General features: G+C 69.4%; 16 protein-coding genes and 1 pseudogene. 8 read left to right on the top strand and 9 right to left on the bottom strand.

Translation table 11 applies throughout. The features are described from left to right. The first annotated feature begins 42 nt into the window (after nt 1-42). The 3 genes and pseudogenes from AB0C20_RS08110 to AB0C20_RS08100 all read left to right on the top strand — a co-directional run. Nucleotides 43-2187, top strand: a complete 2145-nt coding sequence (locus tag AB0C20_RS08110) for a prolyl oligopeptidase family serine peptidase (RefSeq protein WP_357567629.1) — start codon at nt 43-45, stop codon at nt 2185-2187. 127 nt (nt 2188-2314) lie between these two features. Further along, nucleotides 2315-3235 carry an alpha/beta hydrolase gene (locus AB0C20_RS08105; protein ID WP_357188044.1) on the top strand — a complete coding sequence of 307 codons (921 nt, stop codon included), beginning with the start codon at nt 2315-2317 and terminating at the stop codon, nt 3233-3235. Nucleotides 3236-3263: 28 nt separating this feature from the next. Then, nucleotides 3264-3422: pseudogene (locus AB0C20_RS08100) on the top strand (DUF1737 domain-containing protein); the annotation flags it as partial. 88 nt (nt 3423-3510) lie between these two features. Here the strand turns inward: AB0C20_RS08100 and AB0C20_RS08095 are convergent. The 9 genes from AB0C20_RS08095 to AB0C20_RS08055 form a co-directional block, all read right to left on the bottom strand. After that, complete coding sequence (locus tag AB0C20_RS08095; RefSeq protein ID WP_357567628.1) at nt 3511-3924, bottom strand: nuclear transport factor 2 family protein; 414 nt, start codon at nt 3922-3924, stop codon at nt 3511-3513. 857 nt (nt 3925-4781) lie between these two features. Further along, complete coding sequence (locus AB0C20_RS08090; protein ID WP_357188048.1) at nt 4782-4979, bottom strand: hypothetical protein; 198 nt, start codon at nt 4977-4979, stop codon at nt 4782-4784. 76 nt (nt 4980-5055) lie between these two features. Beyond that, nucleotides 5056-5286: a hypothetical protein gene (locus tag AB0C20_RS08085; protein ID WP_357188051.1), complete on the bottom strand. Its 231-nt coding sequence runs from the start codon at nt 5284-5286 to the stop codon at nt 5056-5058. 73 nt (nt 5287-5359) lie between these two features. Next, nucleotides 5360-6313 carry a prolyl aminopeptidase gene (gene pip / locus AB0C20_RS08080; protein WP_357188053.1) on the bottom strand — a complete coding sequence of 318 codons (954 nt, stop codon included), beginning with the start codon at nt 6311-6313 and terminating at the stop codon, nt 5360-5362. Between the two features lie 63 nt (nt 6314-6376). Beyond that, nucleotides 6377-8119 (bottom strand): ABC transporter substrate-binding protein, encoded by a 1743-nt coding sequence (locus AB0C20_RS08075; protein WP_357188055.1) that lies wholly within the window; start codon nt 8117-8119, stop codon nt 6377-6379. Nucleotides 8120-8274: 155 nt separating this feature from the next. After that, nucleotides 8275-9261: an ABC transporter permease gene (locus AB0C20_RS08070; RefSeq protein ID WP_328652225.1), complete on the bottom strand. Its 987-nt coding sequence runs from the start codon at nt 9259-9261 to the stop codon at nt 8275-8277. A gap of 11 nt (nt 9262-9272) precedes the next feature. Then, on the bottom strand, nt 9273-10280 hold the full coding sequence (locus AB0C20_RS08065) for an ABC transporter permease (protein WP_357567627.1): 1008 nt from the start codon (nt 10278-10280) through the stop codon (nt 9273-9275). Continuing rightward, a complete protein-coding gene (locus tag AB0C20_RS08060) occupies nt 10277-11359 on the bottom strand; it encodes a dipeptide ABC transporter ATP-binding protein (RefSeq protein ID WP_357188060.1) in 1083 nt (360 codons plus the stop codon). Before AB0C20_RS08060 ends, AB0C20_RS08065 begins: the two co-directional genes overlap by 4 nt. Before the next feature lie 55 nt (nt 11360-11414). Next, nucleotides 11415-12470, bottom strand: a complete 1056-nt coding sequence (locus AB0C20_RS08055) for an ABC transporter ATP-binding protein (protein ID WP_357567638.1) — start codon at nt 12468-12470, stop codon at nt 11415-11417. 542 nt (nt 12471-13012) lie between these two features. Between AB0C20_RS08055 and AB0C20_RS08050 the strand changes: the two genes are divergently transcribed. The 5 genes from AB0C20_RS08050 to AB0C20_RS08030 all read left to right on the top strand — a co-directional run. Further along, nucleotides 13013-14449: a TldD/PmbA family protein gene (locus tag AB0C20_RS08050; protein ID WP_357188062.1), complete on the top strand. Its 1437-nt coding sequence runs from the start codon at nt 13013-13015 to the stop codon at nt 14447-14449. A 58-nt stretch (nt 14450-14507) separates the two neighbouring features. Continuing rightward, nucleotides 14508-15914, top strand: coding sequence for a metallopeptidase TldD-related protein (locus AB0C20_RS08045; protein WP_357567626.1), 1407 nt, complete (start codon nt 14508-14510; stop codon nt 15912-15914). Nucleotides 15915-16159: 245 nt separating this feature from the next. Then, on the top strand, nt 16160-16966 hold the full coding sequence (locus AB0C20_RS08040; protein ID WP_112583731.1) for a hypothetical protein: 807 nt from the start codon (nt 16160-16162) through the stop codon (nt 16964-16966). 12 nt (nt 16967-16978) lie between these two features. Further along, nucleotides 16979-18907, top strand: coding sequence for a fumarate reductase/succinate dehydrogenase flavoprotein subunit (locus AB0C20_RS08035; RefSeq protein ID WP_357567625.1), 1929 nt, complete (start codon nt 16979-16981; stop codon nt 18905-18907). Beyond that, nucleotides 18904-20044, top strand: a 1141-nt coding sequence (locus tag AB0C20_RS08030; protein ID WP_357567624.1) for a succinate dehydrogenase/fumarate reductase iron-sulfur subunit, incomplete at its 3' end; no start/stop codon positions are given. The genes AB0C20_RS08035 and AB0C20_RS08030, both read left to right, overlap by 4 nt.

Below are 20044 nucleotides of genomic sequence, written 5' to 3'. Positions count from 1 at the left end.
GGTCGGCCACATCACCCCCGCTCCCGCTCTACGATTTGGGCTGTGGACTTTCCGGAGCTGGCCGCCCGCACCCGCCGGTTCAGCCACGGCGCGCCACGCGCTGTCTCGGTGGCTGAGGACGGCTCCCGGGTGATCTTCCTGCGCTCCGCCGGGCCCGAGGATCCGGCGGACGCGCTCTGGCTGTTGGACGCGGCCACCGGCGAGGAGCGGCTGGTCGCCGACCCGGCCACCCTGCTCGGCGAGGGCGGGGATGTCCGTTCCCTCTCCCCCGGCGAACGCGCGCTCCGCGAGCGGCTGCGGCTCAGCGCCGCCGGCATCGGCTCGTACGCGTTGGACGCGGCCGGCCGGGTTGCGGTGTTCGCGCTGGCCGGGCGGTTGTTCCGGGCCGATCTGGTGCACGGCGACGTGGTGGAGGTGGCGGCCGTCGGCCCGGTGCTGGACCCACGTCCGGACCCGACCGGACAGCGGCTGGCGTACGTGACGGACGCCGCCGAGGGCGTACGCCGGGGTGAGCTGCGGGTGATCGACCCCGACGGCACCGACACCCTGCTCGCCGGCGAGGACGCCGGGGTGAGTTGGGGGTTGGCCGAGCACATCGCGTCGGAGGAGTTCGGCCGGTTCCGGGGGTACTGGTGGGCGCCGGACGGCCGCTCGGTGCTCGCCGCCCGGGTCGACGAGTCCCGCCTGGAGCGGTGGCACCTGCACGACCCGGCGGAGCCGGCGAGCCCGCCGACCGCCGTCGCGTACCCCCGGGCCGGTGGCCCGAACGCGGAGGTCAGCCTGCACCTGCTGGACCTGGACGACGGCTGGGTCGACGTACATTGGGACCGGGAGACCTACCCGTACCTGACCGGGGTCAGCTGGGGTGAGGGCAGTCCGTTGATCACCGTGCTGCGCCGCTCGCAGCAGCACGGGCTGGTGCTGGCGGTGGACCCGCGCACTGGTGAGACGCAGGTGCACGCCGAGCTGGCCGACCCCCGCTGGGTCGAGCCGATCGCCGGCACCCCCGCGCACCTGCCGGACGGCCGGGTGCTGGTCGGTGGGGAGCTGGCCCACGACGGGTACGACGCCCGGTGTCTCTTCGCGGACGGCACCCTGCTCACCCCACCGTCGCTGTACGTACGACGGGTGGTGGGTCGGCTTCCGGCCGCCACCGGCCCGGCCGACCTGCTGGTGGAGGCGAGCGACGGCGAGCCGAGCGAACGGCACCTGTTCCGGGTCCGCACCACCATCGGTGGTGGGGTTGACGCGCGCCGGCTCACCACCGACTCCGGCTGGTACACCGCCGCGGTGGGCGGGGACGTGCTGGCCGTCGGCGTCGCGTCGCTGGACCACGCCGGAGTGCGCTGGACGGTGCGCCGCGGCGATCAGGAGATCGCCGCGCTGCGCTCGTTCGCCGCCACCCCGCCGTACTCACCGCTGCCACTGCTGGAACGGGTGACCGACCGGCGGCTGCCGGCGGCGGTGCTCTACCCCGACAACCACGTGACGGGTCGGCGGCTGCCGGTGCTGCTGGACATCTACGGCGGCCCGGGGCACCAGGAAGTCGTTGCGGCGCGGGCCGCGTGGCTGGAGCGGCAGTGGTGGGCCGACGCCGGGTTCGCTGTGGTCACCATCGACAACCGGGGTACGCCGGGAGTGGCGCCGTCGTTCGAGAAGGCGATCCACCGGCGGGTCGCCGACGTGATCCTGACCGACCAGATCGACGCGCTCACCGCGCTCGCCGGCAAGCACCCGGACCTCGACCTGGGGCGGGTCGGGGTGCGCGGTTGGTCGTTCGGCGGGTGGCTGGCCGGGCTTGCGGTGCTGCGTCACCCGGAGTTGTTCCGGTGCGGAATCGCGGGTGCCCCGGTGACCGACTGGGCGCTGTACGACACCGCGTACACCGAGCGTTATCTGGGGTTGCCGGAAGACGGCCAGGACATCTACGCGCACCACTCGCTCGTCGAGTTGGCCGCCGAGCCGGTCACCGGCCCGGACCAGGCCCGCCCGTTGCTGCTGGTGCACGGGATGGCCGACGACAACGTGGTGGCCGCGCACACGCTCCGGCTCTCCGCGGCCCTGCTGAGCACCGGCCGACCGCACGCCGTGCTGCCGCTGACCGGGGCCACCCACCTGGCCGCGAACGGCACCGCCGAGCGTCTGCTTCCCCTGGAGCTCGACTTCCTCCGCACCCACCTGCTGTGAGCAGCATTCGATAACTGAGTTCGGCACACCGAGTTCTCTGCCGAATGCCATGCTGACCGAAGCGGCACCCGGCGGCGTGGTTACCCCGGTGATACACCGCTTTCCCTTGTGCTGAAAGGACTCCAGGATGGTTGGCATCGCGCAGAAACCCTCGGTCGCCGCCGTTCAGGAAGGCGAACTTCCGGTCACGCACTTCCGTACGGCGACAGTGAACGGGATCGACATCTTCTACCGCGAAGCCGGACCGGCCGACGGGCCCGCAGTTTTGCTCCTGCACGGATTCCCCACGTCCTCCGCGCAGTTCCGCCACCTGATCCCCCTGCTCGCGGACCGCTACCGGGTGATCGCGCCGGACTTCCCGGGTTTCGGCCACAGCGCCAGCCCGGACCGGTCGACGTTCGACTACACGTTCGCCAACTTCGCCGACCTGATGAACGGCCTGCTCAACCAGCTCGGCGTGGATCGCTACGCGCTCTACTGCTTCGACTACGGAGCACCGACCGGGTTCCGGATGGCTCTCAAGGGGCCCGAGCGGATCAGCGCGCTCATCGTGCAGAACGGCAACGCGTACGAAGAGGGTCTGAGCCCGTTCTGGGATCCGATCAAGGCCTACTGGGCGGAGAAGACCGACGAGCGCCGCCAGGCCATCGCGTTCATCCTCAACTCCGACACGGTGAAGCAGCAGTACACGGCAGGAGTAAAGGACCTCAGCCGGCTCGACCCCGACATGTGGCTGCACGACGACACGCAGCTCGCCCGCCCCGGCAACGCGGACATCCAACTGGATCTGTTCTACGACTACGGCAGCAACGTCACGTTGTACCCGGAATTCCATGCCTTCTTCCGCGACCACCAGCCCCCAACGCTGATCCTCTGGGGCCAGAACGACGCCATCTTCCCGCCCGATGGTGCCCACCCCTATCGGCGCGACCTGACGTCGGCCGAGTTTCACCTGCTCGACACCGGCCACTTCCTGCTGGAAGACAAGCTCGACGTCGCGGCGCCGATGATCCACGATTTCCTGGACCGCTCCATCGGTCGTTCCTGACCGCAGGCACCGCTCGGCCAGCCCGTGGCCCGATGATGCTGAATTCTGCGCCCGCGTGAGCGCGCTTCTCGATCAGGGCTATCGGCTACACGGGTCGCCGGCGCTGACCTTCGACGGCGAACGCGTCATCGCCGCTCAAGCGTTGGTGCTGTCGCGCTCTGTCGGCTCCGAGGGAAGCGCCGGGTAGAGACGCCCTGAAGTTCGACGTCCTCCGTACCCATCTGCCGTGAACCCGCCACGCCCGCGGCACCTGGCCCGCTGCGGCAGGCTGACGATCACCAACGCTCCACGAGGTGTTCCCGGCCCTGGGGCGGGTCGTACGGCTCGGGCCAGTAGTCGGTGATCTTGCTGATCAGCCCATGCTCGGACATCTCAAGCCAGACGCACGCGTCCTGCTGCTCGTCGCCGACGCGAACGTCGAGCAACAGGGCAGCGAGGCGACCATCGGCGATCACCCGTCGCGGCCGCAGGTGCCAGTCGCCGGGATACTCGGTGTTGAACCGTAGGAACGCGTCAGCGCCGCGAATGCGCTCCCGAGTCTGCGGCATCTCATAGACCACGTCATCGGTGAGCAGGGCGGCCAACCCGGACCAGTCGCGGCGCTCCAAAAGATCGACATAGGCGTGGGCGGTCTGCCGGGTCATCGAGGTGTCGTCCACGGCGCGGACCCTAGCCTGCACCAGCGACAATCTCGTGAGCTTGGCGCATCAGCGTCCACGCCGCGTAGTGGGCGCCGCGTACGTCATCGGGGATGTCGCCCGGCGTACCCCATCTCCGCTGATCTCCGGCGACGCCGGAACGTGAATCTTGGACAGTTTCCGTTAGCGTGGAACGGAAACTGTCCAAGATCTCTCGTTCGCGCTGCGGCAAGCCACGGTGATCTTGCGGCCTTCACCAAAAACTCCGGCCAGTCCTTGATCGCGATCAAGCCCGCACGATCGACGCGGCTCGTTCAGATCAACATCAAGGCTCGGGATGTCACGCTGGCTCGATCGGCAGCCACAGTTCGCAGGTCGCGGTACTGAAGTCGTCCGCGCGTTCGAGGATCGCAACCATCGAGGGACCCAGCCGCAGGCGCCGCGTATGGCCGTGATCAAGTCGTCGGCACCTTCGTGCTCTCACCTGGCGATACACGGGCCACGCGATTCGTCCACGACCTGGTTCTCACCGGCTGCTGGTCCCTGGACGGGTGGAGCCCGTGTGTGGCCTGCGAAAGCTGCGGCGCCCTGGTCGCCTCCCGGACGGACGACTGCGGGGTGGCTCAGGAGACGCGCTTCTACCCGTCGGCGGTCGTCCGGGAAACCTGTGACGACGAGTTTGATCGACTCCCGGATCCGTTCGCGTTGATCGCCGACTGGGACAACGCTCCGCCCGACAACAGGCGGTACGGCTGGGTACCCAAGCCAACCGGTCCGCGGCCCCAACTCGTCGCGACCCGGTGGGGCGGCCGAGATGTGAAAGAAGACCTCTATCGAGACGATCCACCAGCCTGAACGTTGGAGCTGAACTCCTCCGTACCCACCTGCCGCGTTGCCTTTGGTGTGACCTACGGCTTGACGTGCGCGTTCACTAACGACGGATACCCGAAGACGCTGGAGATGAAGATCCCGCCCGCCTTGGACCCGTGCACGTTGTAGGCCACGTCGACGAAGAGCGGCACCACCGGCGCGTGCGTGCCGGCCGCCGGAGCCGCACCCTTGCATCCTCGGCTTCGGGCCGCCGCTGGAAACCGCGCAATGCCCACCCGACGCTCGACCAGTCAGCAGGCTGGGCATCACGACCGAGCAGCGACGCGGTGGCCTCGTCAGCCACGTCGGAAGTCAGGGGCGGGTCAGGGACCTCAGCTTGTCGCTGATGTGGATTTGAAGACTGGTCTGCATGTCTTTGTACGGGGTTAGCGAGACCCAGCCCACCGGTCCCCCGCTCGTGCCCTGGCGAGAGCCTTCCGCGACCAACTGGCAGGGCAGGTCGACCTTCTCCAGGTCGGCGAGGAACACGTCGGCCCGAACAATGTCCCGGCCCTCGGCGTCGGGGAAGGTGAAGGTCGTCACGCGGTACAGCAGGACGTAACGCTTGTGCAGCCCGACGTTGAGGATCTTCCGGAGCCGCTGGACCGGGTCATGATCACCTTGGCGCGAGGAACTGGGTGGTGGCTTGAATGAGCAGGCTGCGGGTGCCAGGTTCGGAGCCGCTGTGGCCCGCGCCCTCCACGATGTGGAACTTCGCCTCAGGCCAGACCCGATGCAGGTCCCAGGCTTGGTTCGGCGGCGTCTTGATGTCGTAACGGCCGTTCACGATGACCGTCGGGATGTGTCGAATGCGGTCGACGCCCGCCAGGAGACCTTCCGGCGCGAGGAAGCCGCCGTTGCTGATGTAGTGGTGTGTGATGCGGGCGAACGCCAACAGGCTGGCGTCGTCGATGCCGGGCGGCGTCATCGGCAGCAGGGTGTTGGCCGAGAGCTCCCAGCTCATCCAGGCGCGGGCCGCCGGGCCGTGGACCGCGGGGTCGGGGTCGGTGATGCGGCGGCCATAGGCGCCGACAAGGTCGTCCTGTTCCGCGACGGGGATCGCAGCACGAAAGTCCGCCCACTCGGCGGGAAACAGGTGCGCCGCGCCCGCCGGGGTGAACGCCCATGCCTCGTCTGACCTGCGGACCAACCACACGCCACGGAGCACGAGTTCGGTGACCCGCTCGGGATGGGCCTGCGCGTAGGCCAGGCCGAGGGTGCTTCCCCAACTGCCGCCGAAGACGAGCCAACGCTCGATCCCCAAGTGCTCGCGAAGCCGTTCGATGTCCGCCACCAGGTGCGGGGTGGTGTTGTGTTCCAGTGACGTCTTCGGGTCGCCCGCGAAGGGCCGGCTGCGACCGCAGTTCCGCTGGTCGAACAGCACGACCCGGTAGCCGGACGGGTCGAAGTACCGTCGATTGTCCGGGAGCAGGCCACCGCCGGGGCCGCCGTGCAGAAACACTGCGGGTTTGCCGTCGGGATTACCGCACAGTTCCCAGTAGAGCTCATTACCGTGGCCGACGTTGAGCATCCCGGAGTCGTACGGCTCGATGGGCGGGTACCAGTCCATGAACAGCAGGGTCCCCTCCCGACGACGCTGTCGGAAGGGGACCCTGCTGGTCTGCGGTGAGACTTACGGCTTGACGTGCGCGTTCACGAACGACGGGTAACCGAAGACGCTGGAGATGAAGATCCCGCCCGCCTTGGACCCGTGCACGTTGTAGGCCACGTCGACGAAGAGCGGCACCACCGGCGCGTGCTCCTTCATGATCCGCTCATCGAGCTTGGCCCACTCCGGGCCCTGCTCGGCTGCGGGCAGCGCCGAGATGCGGTCCATCTCGGTGTTGATCGCCGGGTCGTTGAAGTAGGCCTGGTTGCTGTTGCCCTCGGCCTTGATGGTGCGGCCGTCGTAGAGCACTGGCAGGATCGAGGCCCCGCTCGGCCAGTCCGCAGCCCAGTTACCGATGTACAGGTCCCAGGGGTTGTTCTTCTTCTTGATCTCGTCGAGCTTCGCGTCGTCGGAGATGTTCCGCAGCGTGATCTTGAAGCCGGCCCGCTCCAGGTTGGCCTTGAGCTGGGCGCCCTGCTGCTGCTCGGTGGAGTTGTCGGCGACGCCGAGGACCAGCTCCGGAGTCTTTCCGCCGAGCAGCTCCTTGGCCTTTTCGACATTGCCGTTGGCGCCCGCCGGGTACGCGTCGTACGCCTTGTAGCCGATGGTGGCCGGCGGCATCAGCGTGGTCAGCGGCGCGGCGACGGTCTGCCCGCCCATCGCCTTGATGAAGCCCTCGCGGTCGATTGCGTAGTTGAGCGCCTGACGGACCTTCAGGTCGGTGACCCGCTGGTTGTTGATGACCAGCTGGTTGGCGCTCGGGGTCGGGGAGAGGATGCTGCGCGACTTGAGCGTGGCATCCCCGGCCACCTTGGCGACCAGCGAGGCGGGCACTGTGTTGAAGGCGAGCGCGCTCTGGTCGGCGCCGTTGTCGGCGATCACCCGGTTGTTGGCGGCGTCCGCGGTCGGGCCGAAGCTCCAGACGAACTGGTCCGGGTACTGGTGCCGGACCGGGTCGGTGTTCGGGTCCCAGTTGGTGTTGCGGTCCAGGGTGATCTGCACGCCGACCTGGTTCTTGGCGACCTTGTACGGGCCGGACGAGAACGGCTGCTTGTCCAGGTCGACGCCGGTGTCCTTGTCGGCCGGCAGCGGCGCGGTGGTCGGCAGCGAGACCGCGAACGGCAGGTCACAGCGGGGCTTGGCGAACTCGAAGCGCAGCGTCTTGGCGTCCGGCGTGCTCAGGCCGGGCGGGAGCGACGTCTTGTTCTTCTTGAAGTCCCACTTGGTGTCGAACTGCGGGGTGTCGGCCAGCCACTCCTGGATGTAGGTCGGACCGCCGGACAGGTCCGGGTCGAAGGAGCGGGCGATGCCGTACGCGATCTCCTTGGAGGTGATCGGCCGGCCGTCCTCGAACTTCACCCCGTCCTTGACAGTGAATTCCCAGACCTTGCAGTCGTTGTTGACGTTCTTGCCCGGCGTCTCGGCCAGGTCGCCCACCAGGACCAGGCCGCCCTTGCCGTCGTCCTTCCAGGTGGTCAGGTAGCGGGCGAAGAGCGGGTTGGCCATCAGACCGGCGAACGAGTACGTCCGCTGCGGGTCGAGGTGGGAGATCGGCGACTCCCGGATGATGGTGAAGGTGCCACCCTTCGCGGCGCCGCTCACCTCGGCCGCTGGCCCCTGCGAGTCCTTGGGGTCGGTCGCGATGACCCCGGTCTGCTGCCGTTCGGTGTCGACAGTGGTGCCCTCGCCCGTGTTCTTCGAGCACGCACCCAATGCCACAACCAGTGCGATCGCGCCGCCTGCGGCAACCGCCACGCGTGGTCTCATGAAGTACTCCCTCCACCATGTGCCGTGCGATTTCGTCGGGGCGAGAACCGCCGACGTCCCGAGGATCGTAAGGAAGAAAACCTACGAGTTGTGTAACAGTTGTCGATAAATTTCGCCACAGCCCAGCCGCCGGTCACGCGCTGGACATCGCCGGGTCAGCGCAGCCGCACCCGGGGGTCGATGGCCGCGTAGAGCAGGTCCACCAGCACGTTCGCCAGCACCACGAAGACGGCGGCGATCAGCACCGTGGCCATGATGGTGGGCAGGTCGCCCGAGCGCACCGCGTCCACCGCCGTACGCCCCAACCCCTGGATGCCGAACGTCGTCTCGGTGATCACCGTCCCGCCCAGCGCCCCGCCCACGTCCAGCCCCGCGATGGTCACCACCGGGGTGATCGCCGCGCGCAGCGCGTGTCGCCCGTACACCTTCGGTTTGGCCAGGCCCTTGGCCCGCGCGGTCCGGACGAAGTCCTCCGACAGCGTCTCCAGCATCTGCGCCCGCGACAACCGGGCGTAGATGGCCGAGAAGAGGAAGGCCAGCGCCACCCAGGCGAGCACCAACCCGCTGGCCCACTTCGCCGGATTGTCGAAGAGGGAGGTGTAGCTCGGCACCGGCAACAGCCGCAGGTTGTAGACGAACACCAGCAGCAGCACCGCGCCCACGAAGTACAACTGCAACGACGCGCCGGTCAGCGAGAAGCCGATCGCCAGGCGATCCAGCCAGGTGCCCCGCCGCAGCGCGGACACCATGCCGAGCCCCACGCCGAGCAGCAACCACAGGATGGCCGCCGGGATCACGATGCTCAACGTCACCGGCAGCACCCGGGCGATGGTGTCCGAGACGGCCTCGTTGGTGACGTACGACCAGCCCAGACAGGGTGCGTCGCACCGGCCGCCCTGGGCGCTGCCCAGGTCCCGACCGGTCACGATGCCCTTCATGTAGCCGGCGTACTGGCTGATCAGCGGGTCGTTCAGGCCCAGGTCGTCGCGGACCCGCTCCAGCCGCTCCGGGTTGCAGTTCTTCGAGCAGATGCTGCTGACCGGGTCCCGCGGCAGGGCGAAGAACATCAGGAAGGTCAACACGCTCACCGCGAAGAGGGTCAGCGTGGCGGAGAAGAGTCGCTTGAGCAGAAATCGCGCCATGATTTTGACCCCTACCGGGACGACTTCGGGTCGAGCGCGTCCCGCAACGCGTCGCCGAAGAGGTTGAAGGCGAACACCAGCGCGAAGATCGTGATGCCCGGGAAGAACACGTACGCCGGGTCGGTCTGGAGGAAGTCCAGACTGCGGTAGATCATTCGGCCGAAGCTGGGCGTCTCGTCGCTGAGGCCGACACCGATGAACGACAGCGCCGCCTCGCTGGTGATGAACTGCGGCACCGCCAGGGAGAACGACACCAGGATCGGCGCCCAGATGTTCGGCAGCAACTGCCGGAAGAGCATGTGCCCCAGCCCGGCCCCGCTGGCCCGGGCCGCCTCCACGAACTCCCGCTCGCGCAGCGCGATCACCTGCCCGCGGACCAGCCGGGCGGTGCTGGTCCAGCCGAAGATGGCGAAGACGGCGATCAGCACGCCCACCCCGAAGGCGGACGACACCTGCCCCCGCTCACCGTAGAAGCGCAGCGTGATGGTGGGCGTGAGCGCCAGCGCGATGATCAGGAAGGGCATGGCCAGGGTCAGGTCGGTGATCCAGTTGATCACCGCGTCGAGCCAGCCACCGAGGTAGCCGGCGAGCGCGCCCAGCACGATCCCGATCGTCGCGGTGATCAGGGCCGCCGCGAACGCGATGAACAGCGAGGTTCGCAGCCCGTAGATCAGCCGGATGAAGATGTCCCGGCCCAGCCCCGGCTCCAGACCGAACCAGTGCTCGCCGCTGACCCCGCCGGCGTACCCCAGCGGCATGCCGAAGCCGTCCAGCATGTTCTGGAACTGCTCCCGCGGGCCGATCCCGTAGGCCATCTCGATCAGCGGGGCGGCCAACCCCAACAGCAGGAAGAAGATCAGGAGTACGCCGCTGACCATCGCCGTCCGGTCGCGGCGCAGCCGCAGCCAGGCGAGCTGACCGGGTGAGCGTCCGACGACACCCTTGGTCGCGGCTCCGCCCTCGTCGCCACCGGACTCGATCTCAGCGAGCGCCACACCCTCCACCGGGGACAGGCTCACGACGGCACCTCCTCGGTGACCTGGGCAGTCGACTCGGGGCCCGTGCTGACCGCTTCCCCTTCGGGGCCTCTGCTGACCGCTTCCCCTTCGGGGCCCGTGCTGACCGCTTCCCCTTCGGGGAAGTGACACGCGGTGGCCTGCCGACCACCGTCGCGCGGGATCAGCGCCGGCTCCTCGGTGGCGCAGATGTCCTGCGCCTTCCAGCACCGCGTGCGGAACCGACAACCCGAGGGCGGGTCCAGCGGGGTGGGCACGTCACCGGTCAGCCGGATCCGACCCGCCGGGCCGAGTTGGGTGACGTCCGGGATCGCCGAGAGCAACGCCCGGGTGTACGGGTGCTGCGGGCGCTCGTAGATGTCCGACCGGTCGCCGATCTCCACGATCCGACCCAGGTACATGACAGCGACCCGCTGGCAGAAGTGCCTGACCACTGCCAGGTCGTGCGCGATGAACACGAAGGCCAGGCCAAGCTCGCGTTGCAGGTCACGCAGCAGGTTGACGACCTGCGCCTGGATCGAGACGTCCAGCGCGCTCACCGGCTCGTCCGCGACGATCAGCTTCGGCCGCAGGGCCAGCGCGCGGGCGATGCCGATGCGCTGACGCTGACCACCGGAGAACTCGTGCGGGTACCGGTTGTAGTGCTCCGGGTTCAGCCCGACCAGTTCCAGCAACTCCTGCACCCGGGCCTTGATCCCACCCGGCGGCTTGATCCCGTTGACCTGTAGCGGCATCGCGACGATCCGGCCCACCGTGTGCCGAGGGTTCAGCGAGGCGTACGGGTCCTGGAAGATGATCTGAAGTTCCTGGCGCAGCGGGCGCAGCTCGCGGCGGCCGGCGTGCGTGATGTCCCGCCCGTCGAACTCGATGCTGCCGCTCGTCGGCTCCAGCAGCCGCACCAGCATCCGACCTGTGGTGGTCTTGCCGCAGCCCGACTCCCCCACCAGGCCGAGCGTCTCGCCGGGGCGCACGTCGAAGTCGAGCCCGTCCACCGCCCGCACCAGGCCGGTGGCACGCAGCCCCTGGCGTACCGGGAAGTGCTTGCTCAGGCCGCGTACCCGCAGCAGTGGTTCATCGGTCATCTCCACGGTCCTCCGTTCGGGACTGCGGTACTCCGCTGCGCTGCGTTCCTCGCCCTCACACAGCCACCCCCACTCGTGCGACGTCCTCGGCGTAGAACGTGGCCCGCTCCTCGGCGCTCAGGTGACAGGCGACCAGGTGGCCATCAGCCCCGGCGGCGCGCAGCTCGGGCACCTCCGTGCGGGAGCGGCTGCCGGGGTTGTCCGCGTACCGGCAGCGGGGGTGGAACGCGCAGCCCGACGGCAGGTTGATCAGGCTGGGCGGGTTGCCGGGAATGGGCACCAGGTCCGCGTCCGCGTCGCCGTGCAGCGACGGCACGCTGGAGAGCAACCCCCAGGTGTACGGATGCTGCGGCGCCCGGAGCACCTGCTCGACGCTGCCCCGCTCGACGGCCCGCCCGCCGTACATGACCAGCACGTCGTCGGCGACCTGGCCGACCACGCCGAGGTCGTGGGTGATCAGGATGATCGCGGAGTGGAACTCGGCTTGCAGGTCGGCGAGCAGGTCCAGGATCTGCGCCTGCACCGTGACGTCCAACGCGGTGGTCGGCTCGTCGGCGATCAGCAGCGCCGGGTCGTTGACCAGGGACATCGCGATCATCGCCCGCTGGCGCATGCCGCCGGAGAATTCGTGCGGGTACTGGTCGAAGCGGCGCGCCGGCTGCGGAATGCCGACCCGGTCCAGCATGTCGACCGCCCGCTGACGGGCCTCGCGCCGGTTGGCCTTCGGGTGGTGCACCCGGTACGCCTCGGCGATCTGCCGGCCCACCGTGTAGTACGGGTGCAGCGCCGACAGTGGATCCTGGAAGATCATCGCCATGTCCCGGCCACGCAGTCGGCGTACCTCATCGTCCGCGAGGCCGACCACCTGCCGGCCACCCACGGAGATCTCCCCGCTGACGGTGGTCCGTTTCGGATCGTGCAGGCCGAGAATCGCCAGCGAGGTGACGCTCTTGCCGGAGCCAGACTCACCGACGATGCCCAGGGTGCGGCCCCGCTCAACGGCGAAGGACACCCCGTCGACAGCGCGCACCACGCCGTCCTCGGTGTCGAACCGGACCCGCAGATCACGCACCCGCAGGTAGGCATCCTGGTCGGAGCGCTGTGCCGGCACGGCGGGACGGTCGTCCGGGTCCCCGGACGGCGAGGGTTCCGAGCTGTCCACGGCCACCTCCCTCAGTGACGAAGAGAACTTACAGCAAAGTCCCGAGGGTGAAAATAAGCTACAAAGCCGGCACGTGTCAGCGGGCCCGAGCGTAACGAGTCGGCATCGGCGGCGCACCCCCGTCACCTCGCCATCCACGCCCGTTCATGTCGCGCACCGCGCACCGCGCACCGCGCCAAGATCTCCGCAACTTCCCCGATGTTGCTGCCTCCGACACGCGAGGAGACAGCAACGTCTCCGATATTGCGCGGATCTTGACGACGAACACCGCCCCGGAGAGTAGGAGTGGGGTTTGGTGCGCCCACCGCCGCCAAGGTCACGCTCGAACCAGGATCTAGTGGCATCGCCGACGCGCCGACACCACTACAACCAGGATGGTGCGCGATCTTGTGGTTCCGAAGCGGCGGGGCGACGGATCCGGTGTGGGGCACCATTCGGCCGGAGGATCTGCTGGCCTGACGGGTGTCGGTCGGCTGGCCTAGGGTCGGTCCATGACCGAGTTCGACGCGGCCACCGCCGCCGTCCAGGCCGCCCTCGACGCGGGCGCCCGGTACGCCGACGCCCGGGTGATGCACCGCCGCTACGAGTCCATGACCGCGCGCAACGGTGACGTGGAGGAGCTGACCCAGGACGAGAGCATCGGGCTCGGGGTCCGAGCGTTGGTCGGGGCGAGTTGGGGCTTCCACGCCGTACCCGATCTGTCGGACGCCGCCGCCCGCGACGCCGGCCGGCGCGCGACGCGGACCGCCATGGCGAGCGCGCGGGTGCCGGGCCCCTCGGTCGACCTGGTTCCGGTCCAGGCAGCAACCGCGAGCTGGGTCTCCGGCTGCCAGATCGACCCGCTCGGGGTGCCCCTGTCAAATAAGGGCGATCTGCTTGTCGACGCGACCCGCACGATGGCCGAGCACGGCGCGGACCTGGCCGAGGGCCTGTATCAGATCTGGGACACCGCGAAGTGGTTCGTCTCCAGTGAGGGCCACCGGATCGACCAGCGGATCCGCGAGTGCGGCGGTGGCATCTCCGCCACCTCGATCGGTGACGGAGAGACGCAGCGCCGGTCCTGGCCGAGCTACCGCGGCCAGTACGGCACCACAGGGTGGGAGCTGGTCGAGTCGCTGGATCTGGCCGCGCACGCCGCTCAGATCGCCGAGGAGTCCCGGGCGCTGCTCACCGCGCCGCTCTGCCCCGCCGGCGAGACGGATCTGATCCTCGGCGGCGAGCAGATGGCCCTGCAGATCCACGAGTCGGTCGGGCACGCCATCGAACTGGACCGGATCCTCGGCTGGGAGGCGGCGTTCGCCGGCACGTCCTGGCTGGACCTGGCCCAACTCGGCTCGCTGCGTTACGGCTCGGAGCTGATGAACATCACCATCGACCCGACGATCCCGGGGGCGCTGGGCAGCTTCGGTTTCGACGACGAGGGCTCCCCGGCGGTCAAGCGGGACGCGGTCCGCGACGGTCGCTGGGTGGGTGTGCTCGCCGGCCGGGATTCCGCCGCGATGGCCAGCCTGGACTACGGCGGCAGCGTACGGGCCGACGGGTGGGCCAGGCTGCCGATGGTGCGGATGACGAACGTCGGCCTGGAACCCGGCCCGCACACACTGGAGGAGATCATCGCGGCCACCGACGACGGCGTGTTGATGGACCTCAACCGGTCCTGGTCGATCGATGACAAGCGGCTCAACTTCCAGTTCGGCTGCGAGGTCGGCTGGGAGATCAAGAAGGGGCGGCGGGGGCGGATGCTGCGCAACCCCACGTACACCGGGATCGGCCCGCTGTTCTGGCGTTCGATGGACATGCTCTCCAGCGAGACGGTCTCCTGGGGGACGCCCAACTGCGGCAAGGGCCAACCCGGCCAGGTCGGGCACACCGGCCACCCGGCCGCGCCGGCCCGGTTCCGCAACGTCCGCGTCGGGGTGTCAGCGTGAGCGCGAGGAGCGAGCCGGGCTTGCGAGCCCCGCAGTCGCGAACGAAAGGCGGCGCAGCGTGAGCGCGAGGAGCGAGGTCGAGCTGGCGGGGCAGGTCGTGGAGCTGGTTCGGCGTCTTGGCGGGCCGGCCGCGCAGGCCGAGGCGGTGGTGACGCGGGCGGACCTGGCGCTGACCCGGTTCGCCAACTCGGGCATCCACCAGAACGTCTCCGAGTCGACCGTCGGGGTCCGGCTGCGGGTGCACGTCGACGGTCGGACGGCTGCCGGTGGCGGCAGCGTGGTCACCGCCGACGGGTTGTCCGCTCTGGTGGAGCGCACCCTGGCCGCGGCGCGGCTCTGCCCGCCCGACGCGGGTTGGCCGGGGCTGGCCCCGCCCATGCCCACGCCGGACGCGCCGCCCATCGACGAGGCCACCGCGCACGCCGAGCCGGATCAGCGGGCCGATCGGGTGGGGGCGTTCGTGGCCGCCGCCGGGGGCCTCAGCACCGCCGGATACTGCCGCACCGCGCACCGCTCGTCGGCGTTCGCCAACTCGGCCGGGCACTCGGCGTACGGTCGCTCGGTGGAGGCGGCGATGGACGGCATCGCCCGCCGCGACGGCGCGGACGGGGTGGCCCGGCGCAGCGCCGACCGGCTGTCCGACCTCGACGGCGCCGAGTTGGGCGCGCAGGCGGCCGCGAAGGCGCAGGCGGCGGCCGATCCGGTCGAGCTGCCTCCGGGGCACTACGAGGTGGTGTTCGAGCCGGCCGCCGTGGCGGACCTCCTGCAGAACCTGTCCTTCTTCGGCTTCAACGGCAAGCGGTACGCCGAGCGGCAGTCGTTCGCCGAGCCGGGCGCGGCCCAGTTCGACACGGCTGTGACTCTGGTGGACGACCCGCTGGGCGGGTCCGGGTTGCCGTTCGACGCGGAGGGCACCGGCCGAGGGCCGCTGACGCTGGTCGAGGCGGGCACCACCCGGGCGGTGGCGCACGATCGCCGGACCGCCGCCGAGGCGGGCGCGGAGTCCACCGGGCACGCGGTCGCGGGGGCTGGCACCTGGGGCCCGATGCCACGCAACCTGCGGCTGACCGGCGCGGTGGCGGGTCCGGCCAGTGCGGTGGGCCGGAGCACCAGCGGCGCGGCTGCCGGGGCGGTCGTCGACGCGGACACCGCCGCGTTGGTGGCCGGCGTACGCCGAGGGCTGCTGGTCACCGACCTCTGGTACACCCGGGTGCTCGACCCGAAGAGCCTCGTCGTCACCGGGTTGACCCGCAACGGCGTCTGGCTGATCGAGGACGGCACTGTCGTCCGGGCGGTGCGTGACCTGCGGTTCACCGAGTCGTACCCGCGGGCGCTCGGGCCGGGGGCGGTGCTCGGGCTGGGGGCGCGGGCGGTGCGCCAACCGGACCGGGTGGACGGTGCCTGGTGGGCGGCGCCGTCGCTGCGGCTGGCGTCCTGGCACTTCACCGGAGGAGCCTCCGGCTGACGTTCCCGACCGCGGGCGCCAAACCGGCGCGTCGAGGGCTTTTCCGCAGGCCAGACACACGGACCACTCCCTTGCGCGGACGGCTCGCGGAGATCGGCGTAACGTGTGTCACTTAGCTGCGTCGGTCGATCCGGCGTGGTCGTTGGTGTGCGCATGACGTGGCAGCGGGTGCGGGTTCGCCGGTCCGCGTGCCGACCGGAGAGAGACCAGCCCGCCCGTACGGGCCCGTCGAGGAGACGACTCGAATGACTTCAACGGCAACGAGGCCGAGGGGGGCGCGGGCGCGCGCCGCCATCGCGGCGAAGACGTTGCGTACCGACCGATGGTGGTTCGCCCCGCTGATCACCGTGATCGGGCTCAGCGCCTGGGTCGCGTACGCGACGGTCCGGGTCTTCATGCACAAGTGGTACTGGGTGGACCAGTTCCACTACCTGACCCCGTTCTACTCCCCGTGTGTGACCGACCGGTGTGTCGAGGAAGCCTCGCACTTCGGCCGGTTCCTACCCGGCTGGTGGATCATCCCGGACGCCGCGCTGACCCTGCCGTTCCTGCTGCTGTTCCGGCTCACCTGCTACTACTACCGCAAGGCGTACTACCGGTCGTTCTGGCTGTCGCCGCCGGCCTGCGCCGTCCCGGACGGGCACAAGGAGTACGGCGGTGAGACCCGCTTCCCGCTGCTCGGGCAGAACCTGCACCGCTACTTCTTCTACGCCGCCGCGATCATCTCGCTGATCAACACCTGGGACGCGATCCTCGCCTTCCACTCGCCCAAGGGCTTCGGCTTCGGGCTGGGCAACATCATCCTGCTGCTCAACGTGGTGATGCTCTGGGCGTACACGATCTCCTGCCACTCCTGCCGGCACATCATCGGCGGCCGGCTCAAGCACTTCTCCAAGCACCCGGTGCGATACAAGGCCTGGACGTTCGTCTCGGCGTTGAACGTCCGGCACATGCAGCTCGCCTGGATCACCCTCGGCACCCTTGCGCTGGCCGACTTCTACATCATGGCGCTCGCGGCCGGCTGGTTCTCCGACCTGCGGTTCATCAACTAAAGGGCCCCTGACATGACCACAACCACTCGCATCGAACGACACCACTACGACGTCGTCGTCATCGGGGCCGGCGGCGCCGGTCTGCGCGCGGCGATCGAGGCCCGGCTGGCCGGCAAGAAGACCGCGATCATCTCCAAGTCGCTGTTCGGCAAGGCGCACACGGTGATGGCCGAGGGCGGCGCGGCCGCCGCGATGGGCAATGTGAACAGCCGGGACAACTGGCAGGTGCACTTCCGCGACACCATGCGCGGCGGCAAGTTCCTCAACAACTTCCGGATGGCCGAGCTGCACGCGAAGGAGTCGCCGCAGCGGATCTGGGAGCTGGAGACGTACGGTGCGCTCTTCGACCGCACCAAGGACGGCAAGATCTCGCAGCGCAACTTCGGTGGCCACGAGTACCCGCGCCTGGCGCACGTGGGCGACCGGACCGGCCTGGAGCTGATCCGCACCCTCCAGCAGAAGATCGTCTCGCTCCAGCAGGAGGATCAGCGGGAGTTCGGCTCGTACGACGCCCGGATCAGGGTGTTCTCCGAGACGACAATTACCGAGCTGCTGCTCGACGGTGACCGGGTGGCCGGCGCGTTCGGCTACTACCGCGAGTCGGGCGAGTTCATCCTCTTCGAGGCGCCGGCGGTCGTGTTGGCCACCGGCGGCGTCGGGCGCTCCTACAAGGTCACCTCGAACTCCTGGGAGTACACCGGGGACGGGCACGCGTTGGCGCTGCGCGCCGGGGCGACGCTGATCAACATGGAGTTCCTCCAGTTCCACCCGACCGGCATGGTCTGGCCGCCCTCGGTGAAGGGCATCCTGGTCACCGAGTCGGTGCGTGGTGACGGCGGCGTGCTGAAGAACTCCGAGGGCAAGCGGTTCATGTTCGACTACGTCCCCGACGTCTTCCGCAAGCAGTACGCGGAGACCGAGGACGAGGCGGACCGCTGGTACACCGACCCGGACAACAACCGGCGTCCACCGGAGCTGCTGCCCCGCGACGAGGTGGCCCGCGCGATCAACAGCGAGGTCAAGGCCGGCCGGGGCTCCCCCGCCGGTGGCGTCTTCCTGGACATCGCGAGCCGACGTTCGGCCGACGAGATCCGCCGCCGGCTGCCGTCGATGTACCACCAGTTCAAGGAGCTGGCCGACGTCGACATCACGGCCGAGCCGATGGAGGTCGGCCCGACCTGCCACTACGTGATGGGCGGCGTCGAGGTTGACCCGGATTCGGGTGCCGCCTTTGGCCACGTACGCGGGCTGTTCGCCGCCGGTGAGGTCTCCGGTGGCATGCACGGCTCCAACCGACTCGGTGGTAACTCCCTGTCCGACCTGCTGGTCTTCGGCAAGCGGGCGGGCGGGCACGCGGCCAGCTACGCGGACGGGCTGACCGCCCGGCCGAAGGTGGCAGTGAACGAGGTCGAGGCGGCCGTGGAGACCGCCCTCGCGCCGCTGCAACGGGACACCGGCGAGAACCCGTACACCCTTCAGCAGGACCTCCAGGCGGTCATGGGTGACCTGGTGGGCATCATCCGCCGGGAGGGTGAGCTGGCCGACGCGCTGGTCCGGCTCGCCGAGCTGCGTGAGCGGGTGGCCAAGGTGAGCGCGGCCGGCGGCCGACGCTACAACCCGGGCTGGCACCTGGCCCTGGACCTGCGCAACATGCTTGTGGTCTCGGAGTGCACAGCGAAGGCGGCGCTGGAGCGGCAGGAGTCGCGCGGCGGGCACACCCGGGAGGACTACCCGGCGATGGAGCCGAAGTGGCGGCAGGTCAACCTGGTCTGCGCGCTGGACGGCGACACAGTGCAGCTGACCCGCAAGCCGCTGCCGAAGATGCGGCCGGAGCTGATCGGCCTGTTCGACCGGGCCGAGCTGGCCAAGTACCTCACCGACGAGGAGATCGCCGACTTCGACGCCCTCGTTGCCGACGCTGGAGAGGCGGACAACCGATGAGCGGGAAGCGTCAGTTCCGGATCTGGCGGGGCGACGAGAGCGGCGGTGACCTCCAGGACTACATGGTGGAGGTGAACGAGGGCGAGGTCGTCCTCGACGTCATCCACCGCCTTCAGGCCACCGACGCGCCCGACCTGGCCTGCCGGTGGAACTGCAAGGCCGGCAAGTGCGGCTCCTGCTCCATGGAGATCAACGGCAAGCCGCGGCTTGGTTGCATGACGCGGATGTCGACCTTCGGCGACGACGAGACGGTCACTGTCACCCCGCTGCGCACCTTCCCGGTCATCCGGGACCTGGTCACCGACGTCTCGTTCAACTACGAGAAGGCACGGGAGACCCCGGCGTTCGCCCCTCCCGCGGACGTGGCCCCGGGTGACTACCGGATGCAGCAGGTCGACGTGGAGCGCTCGCAGGAGTTCCGCAAGTGCATCGAGTGCTTCCTGTGCCAGACGGTCTGCCACGTGATCCGCGATCACGAGGAGAACAAGCAGGCGTTCTCCGGCCCGCGGTACTTCATCCGGGCGGCCGAGCTGGACATGCACCCGCTGGATGCCCGGACCGACCGCAAGGAGTACGCGCAGGCCGAACAGGGCCTCGGCTTCTGCAACATCACCAAGTGCTGCACCGAGGTTTGCCCCGAGCACATCAAGATCACTGACAACGGGATCATCCCCATGAAGGAACGGGTCGTCGACCGCAGGTACGATCCCCTTGTGTGGCTTGGTAGCAAGATCTTCCGTCGGGGCGAGACGCCCCAGACCAGCGTGACCACCGCCCGTCAGGGCTCGGCGACGCCGGGCTCCGCCCGGGGTGGGGTGCACTCGCACGCGGGTGGCTCCCACGATTCGCGGGCTGAGGCGCAGGCGCAGAGCGGCGTCAACTGGCACCGGGAGGTGCCCCACCCGACCGCTCCGGCGGTCGACGACCGGGGCAAGCTGCCGCTGACCGAGCTCACCTTCGACCGGGCCGCCGCGCCGTCGCCGTTCGGTGACGACGTGACATTCCCGCTGCCTCCGGAGCACCTCAACTTCGCTCACCCGGAGCAGGACACCGCCACCCAGGTGAAGGCCAAGGTCAGCGAGCACAGCGGGGCCGTGAAGGAGAAGCTGGGCGAGGTGGCCAGCGAGCTGCGCGAGC

Source organism: Micromonospora sp. NPDC048843 (assembly GCF_040649965.1).
Taxonomy (GTDB): Bacteria; Actinomycetota; Actinomycetes; order Mycobacteriales; family Micromonosporaceae; genus Micromonospora; species Micromonospora hortensis.
Note: the sequence above shows the minus strand (reverse complement) of the source record. Positions and strands in the feature narration are given on the sequence as shown.